The organism is cyanobacterium endosymbiont of Epithemia clementina EcSB, assembly GCF_029919255.1.
Lineage (GTDB): Bacteria > Cyanobacteriota > Cyanobacteriia > Cyanobacteriales > Microcystaceae > Rippkaea.
Genome location: NZ_CP123991.1, coordinates 1,446,588 through 1,463,934, shown reverse-complemented (window position 1 = coordinate 1,463,934; position 17,347 = coordinate 1,446,588). Strand labels below are relative to the sequence as shown.

The 17,347-nt window shown below is 34.9% G+C and carries 11 protein-coding genes; 2 read left to right on the top strand and 9 right to left on the bottom strand.

Going from position 1 to position 17,347, the window contains the following annotated elements:
• Window positions 1-607 precede the first annotated feature (607 nt).
• From P3F56_RS04785 to P3F56_RS04765, 5 genes are all read right to left on the bottom strand, one after another.
• Entirely contained in the window at window positions 608-2,077 is a 1,470-nt protein-coding gene (locus P3F56_RS04785; RefSeq protein ID WP_281153622.1) for a DUF4335 domain-containing protein, read from the bottom strand.
• Between the two features lie 55 nt (window positions 2,078-2,132).
• Window positions 2,133-2,717, bottom strand: coding sequence for a DUF3038 domain-containing protein (locus P3F56_RS04780; RefSeq protein WP_281153621.1), 585 nt, complete (start codon window positions 2,715-2,717; stop codon window positions 2,133-2,135).
• Window positions 2,718-4,877: 2,160 nt separating this feature from the next.
• Window positions 4,878-5,477 carry a peroxiredoxin gene (locus tag P3F56_RS04775; protein WP_281153620.1) on the bottom strand — a complete coding sequence of 200 codons (600 nt, stop codon included), beginning with the start codon at window positions 5,475-5,477 and terminating at the stop codon, window positions 4,878-4,880.
• 226 nt (window positions 5,478-5,703) lie between these two features.
• Window positions 5,704-6,114, bottom strand: coding sequence for a CAAD domain-containing protein (locus tag P3F56_RS04770; protein WP_281153723.1), 411 nt, complete (start codon window positions 6,112-6,114; stop codon window positions 5,704-5,706).
• Window positions 6,115-6,357: 243 nt separating this feature from the next.
• Window positions 6,358-7,233, bottom strand: a complete 876-nt coding sequence (locus P3F56_RS04765) for a 6-pyruvoyl trahydropterin synthase family protein (RefSeq protein WP_281153619.1) — start codon at window positions 7,231-7,233, stop codon at window positions 6,358-6,360.
• A 909-nt stretch (window positions 7,234-8,142) separates the two neighbouring features.
• Here P3F56_RS04765 and P3F56_RS04760 point away from each other — a divergent pair.
• On the top strand, window positions 8,143-8,757 hold the full coding sequence (locus P3F56_RS04760) for a hypothetical protein (protein WP_281153618.1): 615 nt from the start codon (window positions 8,143-8,145) through the stop codon (window positions 8,755-8,757).
• Between the two features lie 277 nt (window positions 8,758-9,034).
• Here the strand turns inward: P3F56_RS04760 and P3F56_RS04755 are convergent, their stop codons facing one another.
• Window positions 9,035-9,205 (bottom strand): hypothetical protein, encoded by a 171-nt coding sequence (locus tag P3F56_RS04755; RefSeq protein ID WP_281153617.1) that lies wholly within the window; start codon window positions 9,203-9,205, stop codon window positions 9,035-9,037.
• Window positions 9,206-10,462: 1,257 nt separating this feature from the next.
• Here P3F56_RS04755 and gorA point away from each other — a divergent pair.
• Window positions 10,463-11,815 carry a glutathione-disulfide reductase gene (gorA, locus tag P3F56_RS04750; RefSeq protein ID WP_281153616.1) on the top strand — a complete coding sequence of 451 codons (1,353 nt, stop codon included), beginning with the start codon at window positions 10,463-10,465 and terminating at the stop codon, window positions 11,813-11,815.
• Between the two features lie 343 nt (window positions 11,816-12,158).
• On the opposite strand, the gene P3F56_RS04745 is transcribed toward gorA, so the two are convergent.
• The 3 genes from P3F56_RS04745 to folD all read right to left on the bottom strand — a co-directional run bounded on the left by P3F56_RS04745 (window position 12,159) and on the right by folD (window position 17,239).
• A complete protein-coding gene (locus P3F56_RS04745; protein ID WP_281153615.1) occupies window positions 12,159-15,194 on the bottom strand; it encodes a plasmid replication protein, CyRepA1 family in 3,036 nt (1,011 codons plus the stop codon).
• A gap of 651 nt (window positions 15,195-15,845) precedes the next feature.
• On the bottom strand, window positions 15,846-16,364 hold the full coding sequence (locus tag P3F56_RS04740) for a PPC domain-containing protein (RefSeq protein WP_281153614.1): 519 nt from the start codon (window positions 16,362-16,364) through the stop codon (window positions 15,846-15,848).
• A complete protein-coding gene (gene folD / locus P3F56_RS04735; protein ID WP_281153613.1) occupies window positions 16,361-17,239 on the bottom strand; it encodes a bifunctional methylenetetrahydrofolate dehydrogenase/methenyltetrahydrofolate cyclohydrolase FolD in 879 nt (292 codons plus the stop codon). Before folD ends, P3F56_RS04740 begins: the two co-directional genes overlap by 4 nt.
• Window positions 17,240-17,347 lie beyond the last annotated feature (108 nt).

Genomic DNA, 17,347 nt, shown 5'->3' with positions numbered 1-17,347 from the left:
GTAAATATTATAGAAAGATATATAACTATTTTTCTATTTATTTTTCCATCCATTTAAAAAAACACTTATATGTACTGAGTTAGTATCACAAACAATCACTTTTTTATGTAACAAATAATTTTTTATTCTAGTTAATTCAGAACATAGAGTGATTATCTTCCTCACTTTCAACTTTCTATAATTTTATTTAATTTAATTCAACATTCAATAAAAAATCTTAGATAATTAAATCTGTCTAAAATCACTCAAATTTATCTCTAACTTAGCAGATTAGTCTTCATGAAATGTATATTTTTTAAAAAAAATTATACATATAGCGATTGCACATATCAGAAATATCAAAGAAATGATATTATTTTTGCTACTACAAGATTTATAATGATTTCTTTGGTAAATTAGAAGTACTTTGAAAAAAGCGAGTACTAAATAAGAAAAAAAACTTATTTTTAATAATTTAATCAATTAACTAAATAGGTTTATGTATGAGTATAAGAAATGTATTAGTCGTTCTATTTTAGAAAAAAAGGCTAATTTTTTGATAAAAATTTTGGATAATTCAGTTAATTAAATTTTTCTCTAAATCGGAAATACAAAAAGTTTTTTCCTACTACTCCAAAAAGGTTTTAACCCTACCATTAGGACTTAACACTAAGCGAATAGTTTGATTCTCCGACATATCGAGGGATGAAACAAAGGCACTACCAGGAGTAGGAATGAATGCTTTCTCATAATACACAATAGCTGCTTTTCCCAAAGGAACCGCCCGTTTCAAGGAACCATCAGACTGAACTATTAAGCGATACTCTAGAGTTTGAGAAAGATTTCTAGGTGGTTGCCAGCGTTGCTGAAAATACTGACGAGCTTCTGCTACTTGAGGGATGGCATCAAGAAGAGTTGTCTGGGGAGTTGGTTTAGCGAAGATATAATCTTCGGACAAAGGGTTAACAATAGGGGTTTTGGGGGTTTGTTTTTCAGGAGATCGCTCTACTAACGCCTCAGCTTGTAGGGATGGTGGGATAGGAATACTAGGAATAGCACCAATACGGTCAGCCATCGTTAAAGGAGAAGAAGGCATGATCCCAGGGCCAGGGATTCTTGATCCTTGAAGGGTTAGGATATCTTCAGCCGAAGGCTGATTAGGGACTTGATAGTAGTTATTAGCTGTTGAGGCTTGTGGAGAAGCAAAGGGTAATACAGAAGGAACTGACAACATTGGAGGAGTGGGAGGTTTTATATCAACAGATAGATTACGAGGAGGTGGGGCTGCTATGCTAATCTTTTCGGGGGGTGGTAAAGGATCTTTCGTGGCCAACATTGGAGGCATTGATGGAGAAGGAATAGGTGCGCTAGGTGGAGGTGGTACAGGAGGCAACACATCTAAAAAAGATAACATTTGTTCTGGACTTTCTTTATTTTGAATTAAGGACACATCACCAGGATTTAGTCTATCGAACCATTTTGGTCCCACCATTGGAATAGCAATAGCCAATAAGGCAACTACTGCTGTCCATGTCCACACCCAAATTCCCTGACGTTGAATAGAATTTTTCGAAAAAGATAAGACAGTCAAATCCTCTTGATAATCTTCTAAAGCGTTAAGCAGATCAAAAAGCTGGGAAGAAGTCAAACTAACGGAGGGATGGGAGGCTCTAGCTTCTAGGGAACCTAAATTAAGCTGATGGCTTAAAAATCCTTTGGGCTGTAGTGAGGGAGGTAAATTGAGCTCATCTATTATTTCCTCACTTGAAGAGGTTGAAGAAGAGAGTTTAGCCGAACAGGTTGTGTCTTCAAAGGAAGACTGATGAGTAATAGTCAAACAATTAACGGTTTGATAGAGGAGATTTTGGACATAACAAGCAACCACATCACATAAAATCTCCAATTGAGAGAGATCTCCCTGAAGCGTTACTTGTTGTTCTTCTAAGAGTTTAGGATCATCGAAATTTAGCACAAAGTTTAACTCTTTTGGGGAAGCTTCTTCTCGCCAACGAGATAAACAAGAGCGTTTGTCCCATAATTCCAGAGTACAAGTAGGAGGAGTGTAGCGTCGAATAGGAGTATTGCTAAATAATTTCATAGATAAGCTATAAATTTAGGATGGGGACAGAGCAATTGATAATTTAAAAGGCGTCCTAACGGGTATAATCTAACATGACTAACCAAAGACGATGATGGCCATTAGTAGTACTGTAAAAGAGTGAATCTACTAAGAGTTTAAAAGCTAATTTTGATAACTGAGAAGATTCAAGACGTTTGTTTTCAGATACGTTTGAGTGATAAAGGCGAGCAAACTTGTTAAAGTAATTGCTAAGTAGGGCGAGTCCTAATGGATCTTTGTTTTGAGCTGTAATCTGTTCTAAGAGGGTGACGGCGCGACGGATGATTTCTTGATTTTGTTGGCATAAATAGCAAATAATAACGATCAGCGAGCGCGCCTCTTCTACTTTTAATAGTTTTGATTTTTGGTTCTCGTACGACGTTAGAGATTGTCTTTGTACCCATGGGAGCCAATTCTGAATCATGGTTGTCTGTAAGTTTAGTTCAGTAGCTACTCCAATCAGACTATCACCATTAAGATTGGTTAAAGCTTCTAACCCCAGCAATATTAAGTCTAAATGGATGTTGATCCGTTCGAGTTCTTCTGAAGTAGGAACATTAGCTAAAGGAAATTCTGCCCAACTGGTTACAGATATTGACATTTCGATAGTAGAAGACATTGATTGAGTTCCTCTCAATAGTATGTTATCAGTAGTTCTAGCATTGGTTTACCTAACTATTTTAAACTCCTTCGTAAGGAGATCACCTAATTCTTAACTCATTTAGTTATCGGACTAATTATTAGCCTAAAGTAATCTCAGATATTCAGCAATTAGAAATAAGATAATGGGGTTGAAATCTGCAACTGATCTAATGCTTAAAGCTAACTTCAAGAAGTTATTAATGGTTTTATCTACTTCTTCTAGTACTACGACTATCTCTCGTATTGTTACTTTTATTCGTCAGATTTTCATATACTTTTTTCTTAAGTTTTTTCATTATCAAACTGATTTGAGCTTTCATTAAAATTTGTTTAGTTAGTCTGTCTGTAGAGGTAATCCTAGAAATTATTCTTAAACCTCTCTTAATTTGAAGTCGCTTGGAACATTTCGTTAATTTGAGTTCACAATCAATTGTTTTCTTCTTGTTCTTTGTGCTGTAGTTTTAATTATTAGTTCTATAAATTAGCCTTCCTTAACTTTTATTCAATTGACTACTTTATTTTTTGTAATTATTCTCTTAGTAGAGGTAAGTTTTTAGCAAATATCCAGTTAATGTGGTAACTATATTTTGAAAATTAGAAGTTAGTAACAAGTAATTTTTTATTATAGGACAACGGTCATTACTTTTTTTAGTATTAATTTAAGTTTTTTTGGGAATGAATGTTTTAAAAACACAATTATAAGTTTCTATTCTTACAAAAAAATAAAAATTAGATTTAGTTTTTTAGTAAACTTCATTATATACTATTTAATTAAATTAATTGTTGTTCTCTCAGAACAACAATCTTTAACTCTATTTTCTACCTATGACACTCATCTAATGACAGAAGAATTAGATGAACTGGGGTAATTAAAGTGGTAAATGTTGGAATTATTTTAGGAATTTTTGACTCTTGAGTCATCATTAACCATTGTAATCACTTTTTATTTAATGGATCAGAGAATAATCTAGGGTTGATTAGAACTTAATTGATGGAATTACTCCAGCGTAAAAATTGGTGATTATAACAAAGTAAATATATACTCAAAAAATAATTTATATTACTCTTAATTATTAGCATATTGCGTTGTCCTAAACAGAATTTTATTCTGTCCGCTAAATCGGAACTCCCTACTAGCGTAGAACGATAAAATTATCGTTCTATACAGCAAATAATTAAATAACAATTACAGAATATTGAAGAATATATTGAAAAATTCGGCAAAAATACTCTTGATCTCAATCGTTCGCTAGAAAAAAATCACAAAAAACTTTTCTAGATATTGAAACAGATATCTATGCTAAATTAATTCGTGACACAAAATTTAAGGAGAACTCCCACATCAGGTTAGGATCAAAATTTTTCTCTAATCACTCCAAACTAGAAATTTTCTGTCACTCGTCAACATTCATGTCGGGCTTGGGAAAAGAAAATAAATATTTATATTATATTTTTACCCTTTGATTTTAGATAAGTTTTGTAGGAAAAGATGTACTAGAACTTGCCCTGTGTATATATCTGAACACTTAATAGTCATAATTTCTTGATTTTAATACTAAGTCTCTCCTTAACTACAATTTGGCTTTGTCGTTGATTGGTACTAGTAATCATTAATGAATACCCCCATTCCTTGCTCCACAAACTTTCTATAATTTCGGCTAAGAGCTCTTATTATGAAGATAATAAAAAAAAATATTATTTGTTAATGAGCAGTAGTGTAAAAATTAAGAGCAGAGACTGCCATCGCTAAAAATTAGAGATTTTAAAGAGTTGTTGTGGGTGATTCGGGCAAAATACAGTCAGTGGCGATGCTAACTAAAGGTAAACAACCGGCAGCAGAAATTGAGAAAAAATTGTTGCTCTTCTAGCCTGAATGTAACAAAATCATAATAAAAAAAGCTGAAGATCCTATTTTCCGTAGCAATCAATTTATCGTACCTCAGTTAAGAAAAGCCAAAAACGTTTATGTGAGCAATCTAAATCCCTAAAAATTAACATTATCCTTAATTAAAATTCATTACCTTGAGAGCAACTGTCAAAACTAAGATATTCACAACCGCAAGCAGAGTTTGACTCCAGATTTTCAACCAGTAGAGGTGGAGGCTCATGAATTTTGTGCAGTATAGGTAAAGGGCAACTAAACAGCTGAAAAATATACTTTAGCTTTCACAGGATCAGGAATCATAGTTCTATCTCCTTCTTTCCAATCCACAGGACAAACTTCATCGGGGTGAGTTTGAACATGTTTAATAGCCTTAAGAGTTCGCAAGGTTTCCTCAACACTACGGCCAAAGGAAAGATTGTTAACAGTGGAATGTTGAACAATTCCTTCCTTATCAACGATGAATAGTCCTCGTAGAGCGACTCCCGCTTCTGGATCTAAGACATTATAGGCAGTGCTAATCTCTTTCTTGATATCGGAAATCAGAGGATAATTAATATCACCAATTCCTCCTTCTTTACGGTCAGTTTGAATCCAAGCTAGATGAGAGAATTCACTATCGACTGATACCCCCAAAACTTCTGTGTTAAGTTTGGCAAATTCGTCATAGTGATCGTTAAATGCTATGATTTCAGTGGGACAAACAAAGGTAAAGTCTAAGGGATAGAACAATAAGACAACATATTTGCCACGATAGCTAGATAGTCTTTTGGTCTGAAATTCCTGGTCGATAACGGCTGTCGCGGTGAAGTCTGGCGCAGGTTGACCGACCTGCAGGCGTCCTTCTGTCGTCATAAGTCATAAGTCTCCTAAAATCTGCTAACCTTGGGAAAACTTTCACGTTCACCTTCGGTTCTGAATATATCATAAAATCCTTACCGATGTGCTGTTGAACAATATCATACTTGTTAAGTCATAATGGGTTCCTTTATGTTTATATGCAACGAAATTAATGACATATAGGTAAAAAATCCTCCGTACTGCAATAGTCGGAGGGATTTTAGTCGACCAAAAATTTGATTTAGGCGTTTTCGCCAAAAATTTGATTTCTTAGGGCATCAAATTCAGCCATTAACTCTTGGCGGTTAGACGCCTTCCAAAGATAACGCCACGCAAACCAAGCAGCGTGAGTTAACCCTACGAGTTGTAAGACAGGAGCCAAAAGGGGAACATCGCTAATTGCTCCGAGAACCGCCACAATAATCCTAACGCTGATTATAGCAAGAATGACAATGCCGAGAGTCGTCAGCAGTTGTTTATAGGAGTTGAACCATCGTCCAATGTAATCAGAGGCATTAGAAAGAAGATCAACTACAGGTTCTAGCCACTCTTGCCAAGGCTGATCAGTCATAGGAGGTTGCTGGGTCAATGTCCCTGGAACTTCAGTATCTAAGCCTTCAGGGATCGTTTTTTCTTGAGTTTGGAATTCCATCGTATCTTGAGCTTGGGGTTCCATCGTACATCTATCCTTAATCTAAGATTGGAGATTTTTGCAGGCGACAAGACAGTCGCATCATTTAGTATTAGTATACCGCCTAGCGTTTGCCCATATTACCAGACACATCGATGGCTAGATAATTTCCTTGAAACAACTGTCAACTTTTTGTAATCTTCCAGTTTTAATCTTAAATCAATTCTTAGTAGTTTTAGGCGAGCTTATCTTAATTTTCATCCCCTAATTAGTTCTTGCTAAGACAGACTCTTGATGTCTTAATCCTTGATGGAGTTGAGAAGACTTACAACAATAAATCTCACATGAGTTGTTGGGACTCTCGATTAATTTAACTTTATCAAGGTCGACACCGAGTTCTTCAATAGGTTTTCGCAGTAATTGAGCAATATGAAGGACAATATTTTCGGCAGTAGGAACGACTTGAGCAAAGTAAGGAACATCTTTGTTAAGAAAATTATGGTCAAACGGCTCAACTACATAGTTCTTGACCACCTCTTGTAAGGCGACTAAATCTACTAACATTCCTGTACGTGTATCAATCTCTCCAGTAACGGAAACTTCGAGATGATAATTGTGGCCGTGGCCGTGAGGACGGGCACATTTTCCATAAATTTTAGTATTTTCTTCTAAGCTTAATTCGGGAAGAGCTAAGCGATGTGCCGCACTGAAATGGGTCCGAATGGTCAAACTAGCTTTCATAGCATTTCCTTGGTATTGCGCCGACAATTGGGGGTATTCAAATAATTGGATATTAGCAAGAGGTAAATAGGGCGCTAACCTTTGCCAAATAACTCTTGCTAGGTTTTCAGTAGTGGGTAAAGTGTGTTGGAATTCTTCCCAAACATCGTTGAGATAACTATAATCGAGTTGACCAGTGACTTCTCTTTTGATAACTCGCTTGACGGTGGAAAGGTTTTCCACCATGCCATACTGATCGACTTCTCCAATTAAGGAAACGTAGAGGACATAGTTGTGTCCGTGACCAGGAAACCATGTACAAGCCCCAAATAGTCGTTGATTTTCCTCTTCATCGAATTCGGGTAGCCAATACCGATGACTCGCCGAGAATTGAGCGCGGCGGCTAATAATGCATTCCATAAAAGTTGGAAAAAACAATTTTCATAGAGTTTAGCAAACCTTGTCCTTTTTAGCATAAACTAATTAGAGACATATTCTAACTCTCGACTTTTGTAATGTATGGTCCTTAACTTAACCAAAAGTAAGTTTTTGATCTTATGAACAGTTAGTTTATTTTTTTAAAAAAAGAAAAACCCTAGATATGCTATCGAGTTGAGGGTTATTAACTAATTATTTGATGCGATGTAGCTGTTAGTTGGCAATAACTATTTTACTGTTTTTTGTGGAAAATTTTGGTTAATTCCTAAAAATATTTTTAATATAAACTTCAGCAAAGACACGACCGACGGGTTTTGAGATTGATATTTATCCGCTCAATTTTTTGTTTAAAAAATATTTAAAGAGTAAAGCTTGTTTGATTAAAACACAACTGGTAAAACCATCAAGATTGATAGTTGTGTCGTTTGCAACAATTATAGGCAAAGAAAAAGCAAGAATTTTAGGAGAAAAGGCTAAATGAATAGGTAAAATTTTAGTTTTACTAATTTTAAGAACTATCACCCTTTTAATAAAAGTAAATTGGGTAAAGACCTGAACATGCTTTATTTTTTTGTTCAGACATAGCGAAATCCTAGGAGATCTTGACAAATATTGGTAATTAATTACATGAATCAACAATATTAAAGAAGTCAATACGAATCTACTTCGTGAGCAAAAATTGAGTACCGAGACTAAAAAAGCTTAAATAGAAGTAATTCCCTAACAATTACCTATTTATTCTAAAAAATTACTTTATCACCCAAATCACATACACTAAAACTATAGTTTGCACTCCTCTTCGAAATTGGTTTCGCTATCCTTGTGACAACATTAAACTTGACAATTGATCTATATTACGGAGAGAAGAGAAATTAAAGCATCTTAGTTATCATGCTCTCCCAAATTGTCCGCCCCCTAGTTCAAACTCAAATCCGCTTGTTAGCAAATTCTCAAGCTACCCAAGCGACTCTAGTTGACACCATTGCTCGTTGGTTAGGTTATCTTGGGGTTCAGGCGAGGGTGACTAAACTTTCTCCTAAGGCTGAACGCATTCATGTTTGTCTGACAGTAGCTAAACCTGATTCATGTGATTCTAAAGACTGGCAACAAATTCTTGAAAATCTGCGATCATCGGAAATGCATATTGGGCGATCACACTCTAAGATTGATACCCTTACCAAGGGTAGTTATAACCACATGAATGATGGCCAACAATTGCAACTGTCTAGATTACTAGCGTATTTAATCCAAGTAGGAATTCCCCATGATAAGATTGACTGGCATGAGGTAGAAAATCAGCTTTCTCCCCTTAAGTTAGATCAATCTATTCTGATTAGTATCAAATCTGCTCTAAAGGTTCCTCAATCACCAGAATTATTAAAAAAACTTGACCCGGATGTAGCGGCGAGTGCCTTTCCCATTGCGGTAAGGATTGCTTGGTTGGATCAAGAAATTAATTCCCATGAAAATAATGCTCTTATTGCTTTATTAGCAGCTATGAAATGATTAAGCTTACTAATAGATTATCAGCTATTTTTTCTTAAAACTAGTCTTTATCTTATATTATTTATACTACTCCTAATGTCTGATCTTTTATGTTTTTTCTTGTCTTGTACTTAAGTACAAAGTCTTAAAGTAGAATCACATATATTATGTAGATAAACACCTTTATAAGTCGATTAAATCAAATAATACTACTATCAATTTTCTTTTTAGTTTCTTAGACAGGAACTTCGTATCGGTTTATATTAAAACTAATAGTTTAATAGCTAAAGAGGAATAACTAAAAAAGTTTAGATGGCCAGACAACAAAAAAAATACCAGACATTGTCCCCATTGTGTCTTGAAAATTACCTTCAATTATTATGTTCTTAACACTAGTTAAAAGAGTTATATTAAATTCTGTTAAGGCTAAAGATTGACAATAAGTTTCTGCTTCTAATATCTTAGCCATTGACTTTAAATCAGCAACTAATGCTTATGGAGTAACTAAATTATGACAGGATAACCCTAAAATATCGCGTAATTGACATTAATTAGGATTAATTACTAATGAGATTAAAGTGTTTTTTAACGCTTATTTTCATAGAAACTTTTGGCATAGAAATTATAAGTTTTGATGATTAATTTAGCTAATTTGTTTAGATTATATTAATAAAATTATTAATAACAATCAATATTTTTATTAAATAAATAAATTAATTGTTATTACATTTTTATGTAAAGTATTTTGTGATTTATTAAAAGATAGATATTAGCATCAATAACTACTAAGCCGACATATTAGGAGCTAAGTCAATATGTCAATTATATTTGATGGTTAAAATAGGTTGAGTAAAATATTTTTGTACTTCAATAGAAGTACAAAAATATTCTTTTCTAACGCTATTGCTTTATAGGTAATTTACCATTGTCTAGCTGCTAAAATAGCAGCTAGACGTAACTTTAATACCTTTAATTTGAATAGACTAAAACTAGAGGACATGCATTTTTATTGGAAACTTAATAACTAAAAAATACATCATTAATTTATAAAATATCTTGATAAGTATCTTGCTATTTTTAAATTAAATTGATTCTTCAATCAGAAAACTAAAATATTCCATAAAATTAATCAATTTTATGGAATATTTTAGTTTTTATGATTTTTGCTAAGCTTTCTAGTTGTCAGACTTAGTCCTCCTTTTTCTAAAAAGAACAATGTTTTTAAAGTAGTAATTTTACTTTTCATATGAACTGGAGTTTTAAAATTAAATTGTGAATAAGATTTCAACAAATCTACTGTTATTGTTAGTGTTAAATCACTAACAATAACAGAAAAATATTTTTGCAGTTTTAACTTATATAAAATTTTTCCGGAGTCAAAAGTTTAAATATTTTTCTGTGATCATCATCACCTGAATTTATATTATTCAATAATATCGTCAATTTTTCTCGTTAAATCTGTCGAACAAACCTTAGAACTTTCTAAATTTTTAGCTATCTGAGAAAAAGGTATGATCGGGTGGTATTGTTATCATTTGTTGGAAAATTTAAATCAGACAAAAAAGTAACAATATATCCAGAAGTTGGAGAAACTGACGAACAAGGTTTAATATGCAATTAGAAATGGTTATTGTGTTTGAATAGCCAACTGTCTTAAGACAAAAAATTGGGCTAAAAAGCACAAAGTAGAAGTTTCAACCTATAATTTAGGAGATTTAGTAGAATTATGAGTTTTGATTTTGATTTATTCGTCATTGGTGGTGGTTCAGGAGGCATTGCTACTGCTAGACGCGCTGCCGAATATGGAGCTAAAGTCGGGTTAGCAGAATTTAATCGTCTAGGGGGAACCTGTGTTAACAGAGGATGTATTCCCAAAAAGTTAATGGTGTATACTTCTCACTTCCCCAGCCTCTTGGAAGAGTCCCAAGGATACGGATGGAGTCCGGTTAAAAGTATCCTCGACTGGCCTAAAATGATAGCCGCCATCAATAGGGAAGTTGATCGTCTCAATGGTATTTACCAAAAAATGTTGGATAAATCCAATGTTCAACTGTATCGTGCCCATGGTAAATTACTCGACCCCAACACCATAGAAGTGGGAGATACCAAAGTTACCGCTGATAAAGTTTTAATTGCTGTAGGAGGACGTCCCGTTAAACCTGACATTCCAGGGAAAGAATATTTAGCAACCTCTGATAGTATGTTTGAGCTACCTGAACAACCCAAGCGCGTCGTCATTTGGGGAGGCGGTTACATTGGGGTAGAATTTGCCTGTATTATGCATGGACTGGGATCAGATGTGATCCAGATTATTCGCCGCGATAAAATCTTGAAAGGGTTTGATGAAGATCTCCGATCTACTATCCAAGAGTCTATGGAAAAACATGGTATTCGCATCCTGAAGAACTGTTCCATCTCTGAAGTAAAAAAGACAAACCAAGGTTTAATAATTTCTCTAGAAGGAGATAGCAATAATGACATGGTGTTGGCTGATACCATTGGGTTAGCTGCTACTGGACGTATCCCTAACTTAGAGAACTTAGGATTAGAAAATACAGAGGTTGAAGTACAAAATGGAGCGATCGCTGTCAATAAATATAGTCAAACCACCGAACCGAATATATATGCAGTCGGAGACTGTACAGATCGTATTAATCTTACTCCTGTCGCCATTAGTGAAGGCCGAGCCTTCGCTGACACCAAATTTGGGGGAAAATCGCATCTAATGAGTTATGAAAATGTCCCATCTGCCGTTTTTAGTACTCCAGAGGCTGCTACAGTAGGATTGACTGAAGCAAAAGCTAAAGAACAATATGGGAAGAATGCTATCAAAGTGTATAGTAGCGAGTTTCGGCCTATGTATTATGTACTACCTGACAAAGAGGAAAAAACTTTAATGAAACTTGTTGTTCATCAAGAAAGTGATAGGGTTTTAGGCGCACACATGGTAGGAGATCATGCTGCCGAAATCATTCAAGGAGTAGCGATTGCAGTAAAGATGGGAGCTAAAAAGGCTGATTTTGATGCTACTATTGGGATTCATCCAAGTTCTGCTGAAGAGTTTGTGACCATGCGTTAAATTTTTTTTGTCGTAAAATTCAGGGAAGATTTGATCAGCAAATCCATTAGGTTTCTCCTAAAATTTTCTGGTTACTATAATATACAAGTCTGCATCTAAAGATCTCTTGATTTGTTGCCTCATACCCCCGTAGAGACCCTGTATAAAAAGTCTCTACGGGGGTATTACCATCCACGATGGTAATACCCCACTGATATTTAATTCTTTCAATATACTTAGATTGATTCCTCATCCTGGGGTTACGACGCAGATAAGAACTTATTATTTTTTCGTTAAAAATCTAACCTTTATCTAATTCACTCTAAGAAATATAGTTTTTGAGATCAACGGTTAAAGCAAATTTCTAAAATTCTAAACTTAATTGAATATAATTTTTGTTTTCCTCTTGCTGAATTCTAGCCATTTCTGACTTACCATTTGTATATTCTTCAAACCAGGGTTCAGAACTGCCTGGGGATTTTTCATCTCTTATCCACCATTGTCTAAATACCTCTTTTCTAGCATCATCGGGAAGAACAACCTGGTACACCCTCACTCGCTTTTTATCAACTTTTTTAGAACCAATACAAGTTAATCCATAGCCAATTTTATCTAACAAGCGCCGTATAATTGTGATAGGACTAGAATTTTTAGCAATACCAATTCCCATAATAGTTTTGATTTCAGTGCGATTTTTAATGGCAATTTTTGCCATAGCTTGCAAGTCTTCATCCGTGGGCTTTAACTTTCGTTCATGGTTCATGAGTAACACCGGAATTCCCAACACCTCCATCGTCCCAATAATTCCCCCTAATTGAGAACTATTAAAATCAGGCACGAAAAGACTCCCCTGTCCTTTTTCTATGATTTTTTTTGCAAGAATGGTATCTCTATCTGCTAAATAAGAACGCCCTAAAGTTAAGAAATAATGGATACGAAGTTTATCGTACAATCCTTCATTATCTAAGGCAACTAATTGAGGAGTTACTTCAATACAATAACGTTTTTGTAAATTATATTTTTTGATGTTATGTCGTTCGACCACAGTTTTAACTAACCTCTTATTTAACGCTTGATATTGTTGTTTAGTAATTTCATTGCCTTGGGAAATCATTAGACATTCTTCTTTATAATTTTGTTCTCTAATACTTTCAATGGCTTTTATTAATTGGTGAGAATTATTGCTATTAGACGAACATTTTTTATGTTTTGTTGTTTCTTGAATTTTTACCAGTTTCTTCTTACGAAAAACAGGATGATTTTGGTCGGTAATATTTTTTAATATCGACTCTCGATAATGAGTCATTGAAACATTAACACGAACCGCCATTTTTGCCCAACAAAGTAAAGACTCTGCTTGAAATTCTGTATCTATATCATCTAAGGCTTCTAGGTCAGATTGTTGTAATAATTTAATATTTAACTGAGTAACACGATTACTAGAAGTTAATAAATTAGGAATTGAAGTAGAACCATTTCCCACCTTATTAAACCCATAGGAAGCACACCAAAGATAACGAGGAATATTATCACGAATTCGTCCTATTGATTGACAGACAGACGTGGCAGTTTGTATCCCTTGAGCTAATCCCCAAACGGAGGTAAAATGATCTTTAATATCTATACTGACTCCCGTCTCAATGGAAGGACTAGCCAAAATGATATCGTAGTTTAATAGAATTTGATTAAGGTGGTTGATAGATTGGTAAGCGTTATGATTAGGGTCGGTTAACGATTCAGAATCAATCCTTAGGATTCTCACCTCTGGGAATCGCTTTTTTAAGTAAAATTCTAGGGTTTGTGTCCCCCACTTACTAGTTAATTTCTGAGCGGATAAACAAACAAAAGGTTTACCCCCTTGCTGAATGTGTTGTACTAAATCTTTAAGCCATTCTTGGGGAGTGGTTTCCGGATAGTTATATACTCCCCATGCTTCTTTATTGTTAGATTTCCAATTGTTAATTACAATGAACGGTTTTAATTTAATTCCCATCAAAGAAATTAAATAGTCAAGAGAAATATCACTTAAGTCTGCATCAGCAATAACTATTTTTCCTTGAAATTCTAAGTTTTGTTCAAGTAGCTTCTTAAAAGTTCTTAGAATAGAAACCCTGTTTTCTTTACAAGTCTTTGAGTTTAATCCATGCCATAAAACCTGTTCAACTTCATCAATAATAATTAGACTGTCTATCCAATCACTAGGATTAAACTTAGATAAAGAATTAGGATGAAGAGAATCAATACAAAGTCCACATCCTTTTATATTTTCAATATTATTTTTTTTAATTTCTGTTAAATAAGGAATTTGAAATCGTTGACAAAGTTGTTCGACTAACTTAACTCGATGACCAATTACTAATATCTTTTGTTTACGAGCGATAGCCTGTTCGACAATCTTTTCAATGGCCTTAGTTTTTCCAGTCCCTATTGGAGATTTTATTCCTACTAATTTAGCATTTATAGGAATAGATAAATCTCCTAAATATCGAGTATTAAGCTCAACATCAGAAGGATAAGTTAATTGACTTAAACCTTGTGCTTTCCAAGTTTCTAGAGATAAGGCTTTTTCGTAAGCTTCGTCAAAAGTTTTGAGTCCTTTATGAGCTAAAAAATCATCTACTCCTTTTCCCCATTTTGGTAGCCAGACAATGACATTAACTTGACATCCTGCTCGAGTAAATAAACTTCCTAATTTTCTAATAGCAGAATTCACTTCTTTAATAGTACTTGGTTTACTATCTTGATCAAAAGCAATATAAATTTTTCTTCCCGAAATCGCTAGTTTTTCGAGTTGTGGAATGAGACGAGACTTTCCGATTCGGTTACCTAACTTATCTCTAGGGGTTCGATAGCCATTATTAATTCCCGGAAGAGCGATTGCAGGATATCCTGCTGTTAATAACGCCCCCGCTTTTTTAGCCCCTTCAGTAATGCAAAGAGGGATCGAAGGATTATTTATAACCCATTGCCAAAAACCTAAATCTGGGAGTTGATTATTAATCTCTTCTGGAGTAATATTTAGGTGGTGGCGTTGGGCTAATTGTCGCCATAGATGCAATGGGACCCGCAAAGCGAAAACCCCCGCCGATGTTTTAGGGGGATGCTCATATTTAATTGACTTGTGCTCATCATAACTCATACGGGGGGAATTGGGTTTGAAACATCCCCATAGATCCTCGCCGCCTGTCAACAGATCTACTCCTGAACACCACCAGCCTCCTCGTTCTGTATGCTTATAACGTCTCAAAATGGAATTATTAACTCGACCATCATTACGTCTAGGAAGTGCGTCAGAATAGAACAAATACTCTAAAGGGGAAGTGCCCTCTAAGGCTGTCACATTGAGGTTAATCAATTGTTCGTCAACACCGCTATTTTGCCATTCCTGTCTATGGTTCATTATCCCTTCTTTATCCGAGACTAGTTGAAGCAAACTCTATATATAGCGTTTGGATCTTTAATCTTAAAAGAAAGACTCCAGATATGGAAGATACTAATGAACTACCCCACAAAATTGTTCTAACAATAGAAGAAAATTTTGTGGTACTCCTCCGGACAAGTCGCACAAACATAAAGAAAGTAAAGCCGCAGCTCTATGCTAGAAGCAGCATTTATTGAGGTTTGATATTTTGAATATAAAATCTCCTCTCATTGCTTACCTTTAAATGAATTAATGTTATAGGCTGAAAAAGTTAGTCGAAAAGAAAAAAAATATTGTATATCTTTCCCAAGAAAAAACTTGAGGAACAGTAGAAGAGATGAATGACAAATTGAAGTTGATAAAAAAGGAAAATTAATAGGTTTAGAAATATTATTAATTTTTAACTCCAAAGTCTTTTGGATTTGGTATTTCACTAGTTAGTTTCTCATTATTAGCTTAATCTAATCAAATTTAGGTTACTTTTCTTAAGTCTTTATTCTGTTGAATCTCTTCTGAGAAGATAATCCTAAAAATTTTGTTATAGATAACAAATATTGAGCTAATTTAGCTTAAAGATAACTAAGTTATTGGGATTATTCATGACTTTTATATACACTTAAATCAATTTAATTATTCAATTAATCTCTCAATTTTAAAATTGAAATCACTCATTCCTTTAAGGGATTCAACCCGAAAACAATAGTTACCTTCAACAGTACTGGTAAACACACAAGTTGCAGAAGGATAGGGACTACTATCTTGAATAATTGCTTGTCCCTTGGGATCTTCAATATAAAGATTAAAATCTACATTTTTCACCGTTGGAATCACCGCAACTTTCCAAACAACACCACTATCAAGATGATGGTAATGATTACGAGAAAAAATAATTGTCACTGGATTAACATCAATGGCAAACTTACAATTTCCTTTAACCGATGTTACTCTAAAGAAATAGGTTCCACCTACAAAACTTGTAAATGTACAATAAGCATCGGCATTAGTACTATTATCTCGGGCAATAATATTGCCTACGGGATCTTCAATCATCAAATCAAAATCTACATCATCCCGCTCAGGGATAATGGACACCCGCCAGGTTTTACCTTGGGGTAACTCACAAGTATAAGTCTGGGAAAATTCGTTCATGGTGTCTCCCGCTGATGATAACTCAACACCGTATTACTTAATAACATTGCTACAGTCATAGGACCTATTCCCCCAGGAACTGGCGTAACATATTGCGCTGTATTAACCACAGAGTTGAAATCCACATCCCCTACTAGTTGGGAAGTTCCATCTGCTCGAACAACACGATTAATTCCCACGTCAATAACTACCGCCCCAGGTTTAACCATATCTGCGTTAATGAATTCTGGTTTACCAACCGCAACAATTAAAATATCCCCTTGACGGGTCACACTCCGTAAATCTCGGGTCTGAGAATGAGCCATAGTTACTGTGGCATTTTTTTCAAGCAACATTAACCCTAATGGTTTGCCCACTAAAATGCTTCTTCCTACCACCACCGCTTGTTTACCTGCCACTTCGATCTGATATTCTTCTAAAAGACGCATGACTCCCGCGGGGGTGCAACTGCGTAACCCTGGTTCACCACGCATTAACCGTCCTAAATTCATCGGATGAAGACCATCAGCATCTTTATCGGGATCAATGGCCAGTAACAATTGTACTGCGTCTAAATGGACCGGTAAAGGTAACTGGACCAATATACCATCTACTCGCGGATCTTGATTGAGTTGTCTAATAACGGTTTCTAATTCATCTTGGGAGATATTGCCAGAGAAATGATGACCAAAAGAAGCAATTCCCGTCTTAGCGCAAGCAAGCTCTTTATTACGAACATAAACTGCACTAGCTGGATCATCCCCTACCATCAATACGGCCAATCCTGGAGGACGGCCAATGCTAGGTTGTTGCTTTTGAACCCATTCTTGGAGTTCACACTGCATTTTTTTGGCTAAGGCTTTACCATTTAATACAAACGAAGTTGAAGAAGACATCGACAAATAATTAATGAATTTGGAACTAGTAAAAATTTCAAGGTGTCCTTATTTCAAGGTGTCCTTTCAGTTAAAATATCTCAGTTAAGTGAAGCTACTCCCACTCAT

What these genes read in the sequence shown, in the direction of transcription:
- P3F56_RS04785 (WP_281153622.1), bottom strand. Translation starts at nt 2,077, where the DNA reads ATGAAATTATTTAGCAATACTCCTATTCGACGCTACACTCCTCCTACT.
- P3F56_RS04755 (WP_281153617.1), bottom strand. Translation starts at nt 9,205, where the DNA reads ATGGCTAAGATATTAGAAGCAGAAACTTATTGTCAATCTTTAGCCTTA.
- P3F56_RS04765 (WP_281153619.1), bottom strand. Translation starts at nt 7,233, where the DNA reads ATGGAATGCATTATTAGCCGCCGCGCTCAATTCTCGGCGAGTCATCGG.
- P3F56_RS04740 (WP_281153614.1), bottom strand. Translation starts at nt 16,364, where the DNA reads ATGAACGAATTTTCCCAGACTTATACTTGTGAGTTACCCCAAGGTAAA.
- P3F56_RS04745 (WP_281153615.1), bottom strand. Translation starts at nt 15,194, where the DNA reads ATGAACCATAGACAGGAATGGCAAAATAGCGGTGTTGACGAACAATTG.
- P3F56_RS04780 (WP_281153621.1), bottom strand. Translation starts at nt 2,717, where the DNA reads ATGTCTTCTACTATCGAAATGTCAATATCTGTAACCAGTTGGGCAGAA.
- folD (WP_281153613.1), bottom strand. Translation starts at nt 17,239, where the DNA reads ATGTCTTCTTCAACTTCGTTTGTATTAAATGGTAAAGCCTTAGCCAAA.
- gorA (WP_281153616.1), top strand. Translation starts at nt 10,463, where the DNA reads ATGAGTTTTGATTTTGATTTATTCGTCATTGGTGGTGGTTCAGGAGGC.
- P3F56_RS04760 (WP_281153618.1), top strand. Translation starts at nt 8,143, where the DNA reads ATGCTCTCCCAAATTGTCCGCCCCCTAGTTCAAACTCAAATCCGCTTG.
- P3F56_RS04775 (WP_281153620.1), bottom strand. Translation starts at nt 5,477, where the DNA reads ATGACGACAGAAGGACGCCTGCAGGTCGGTCAACCTGCGCCAGACTTC.
- P3F56_RS04770 (WP_281153723.1), bottom strand. Translation starts at nt 6,114, where the DNA reads ATGGAATTCCAAACTCAAGAAAAAACGATCCCTGAAGGCTTAGATACT.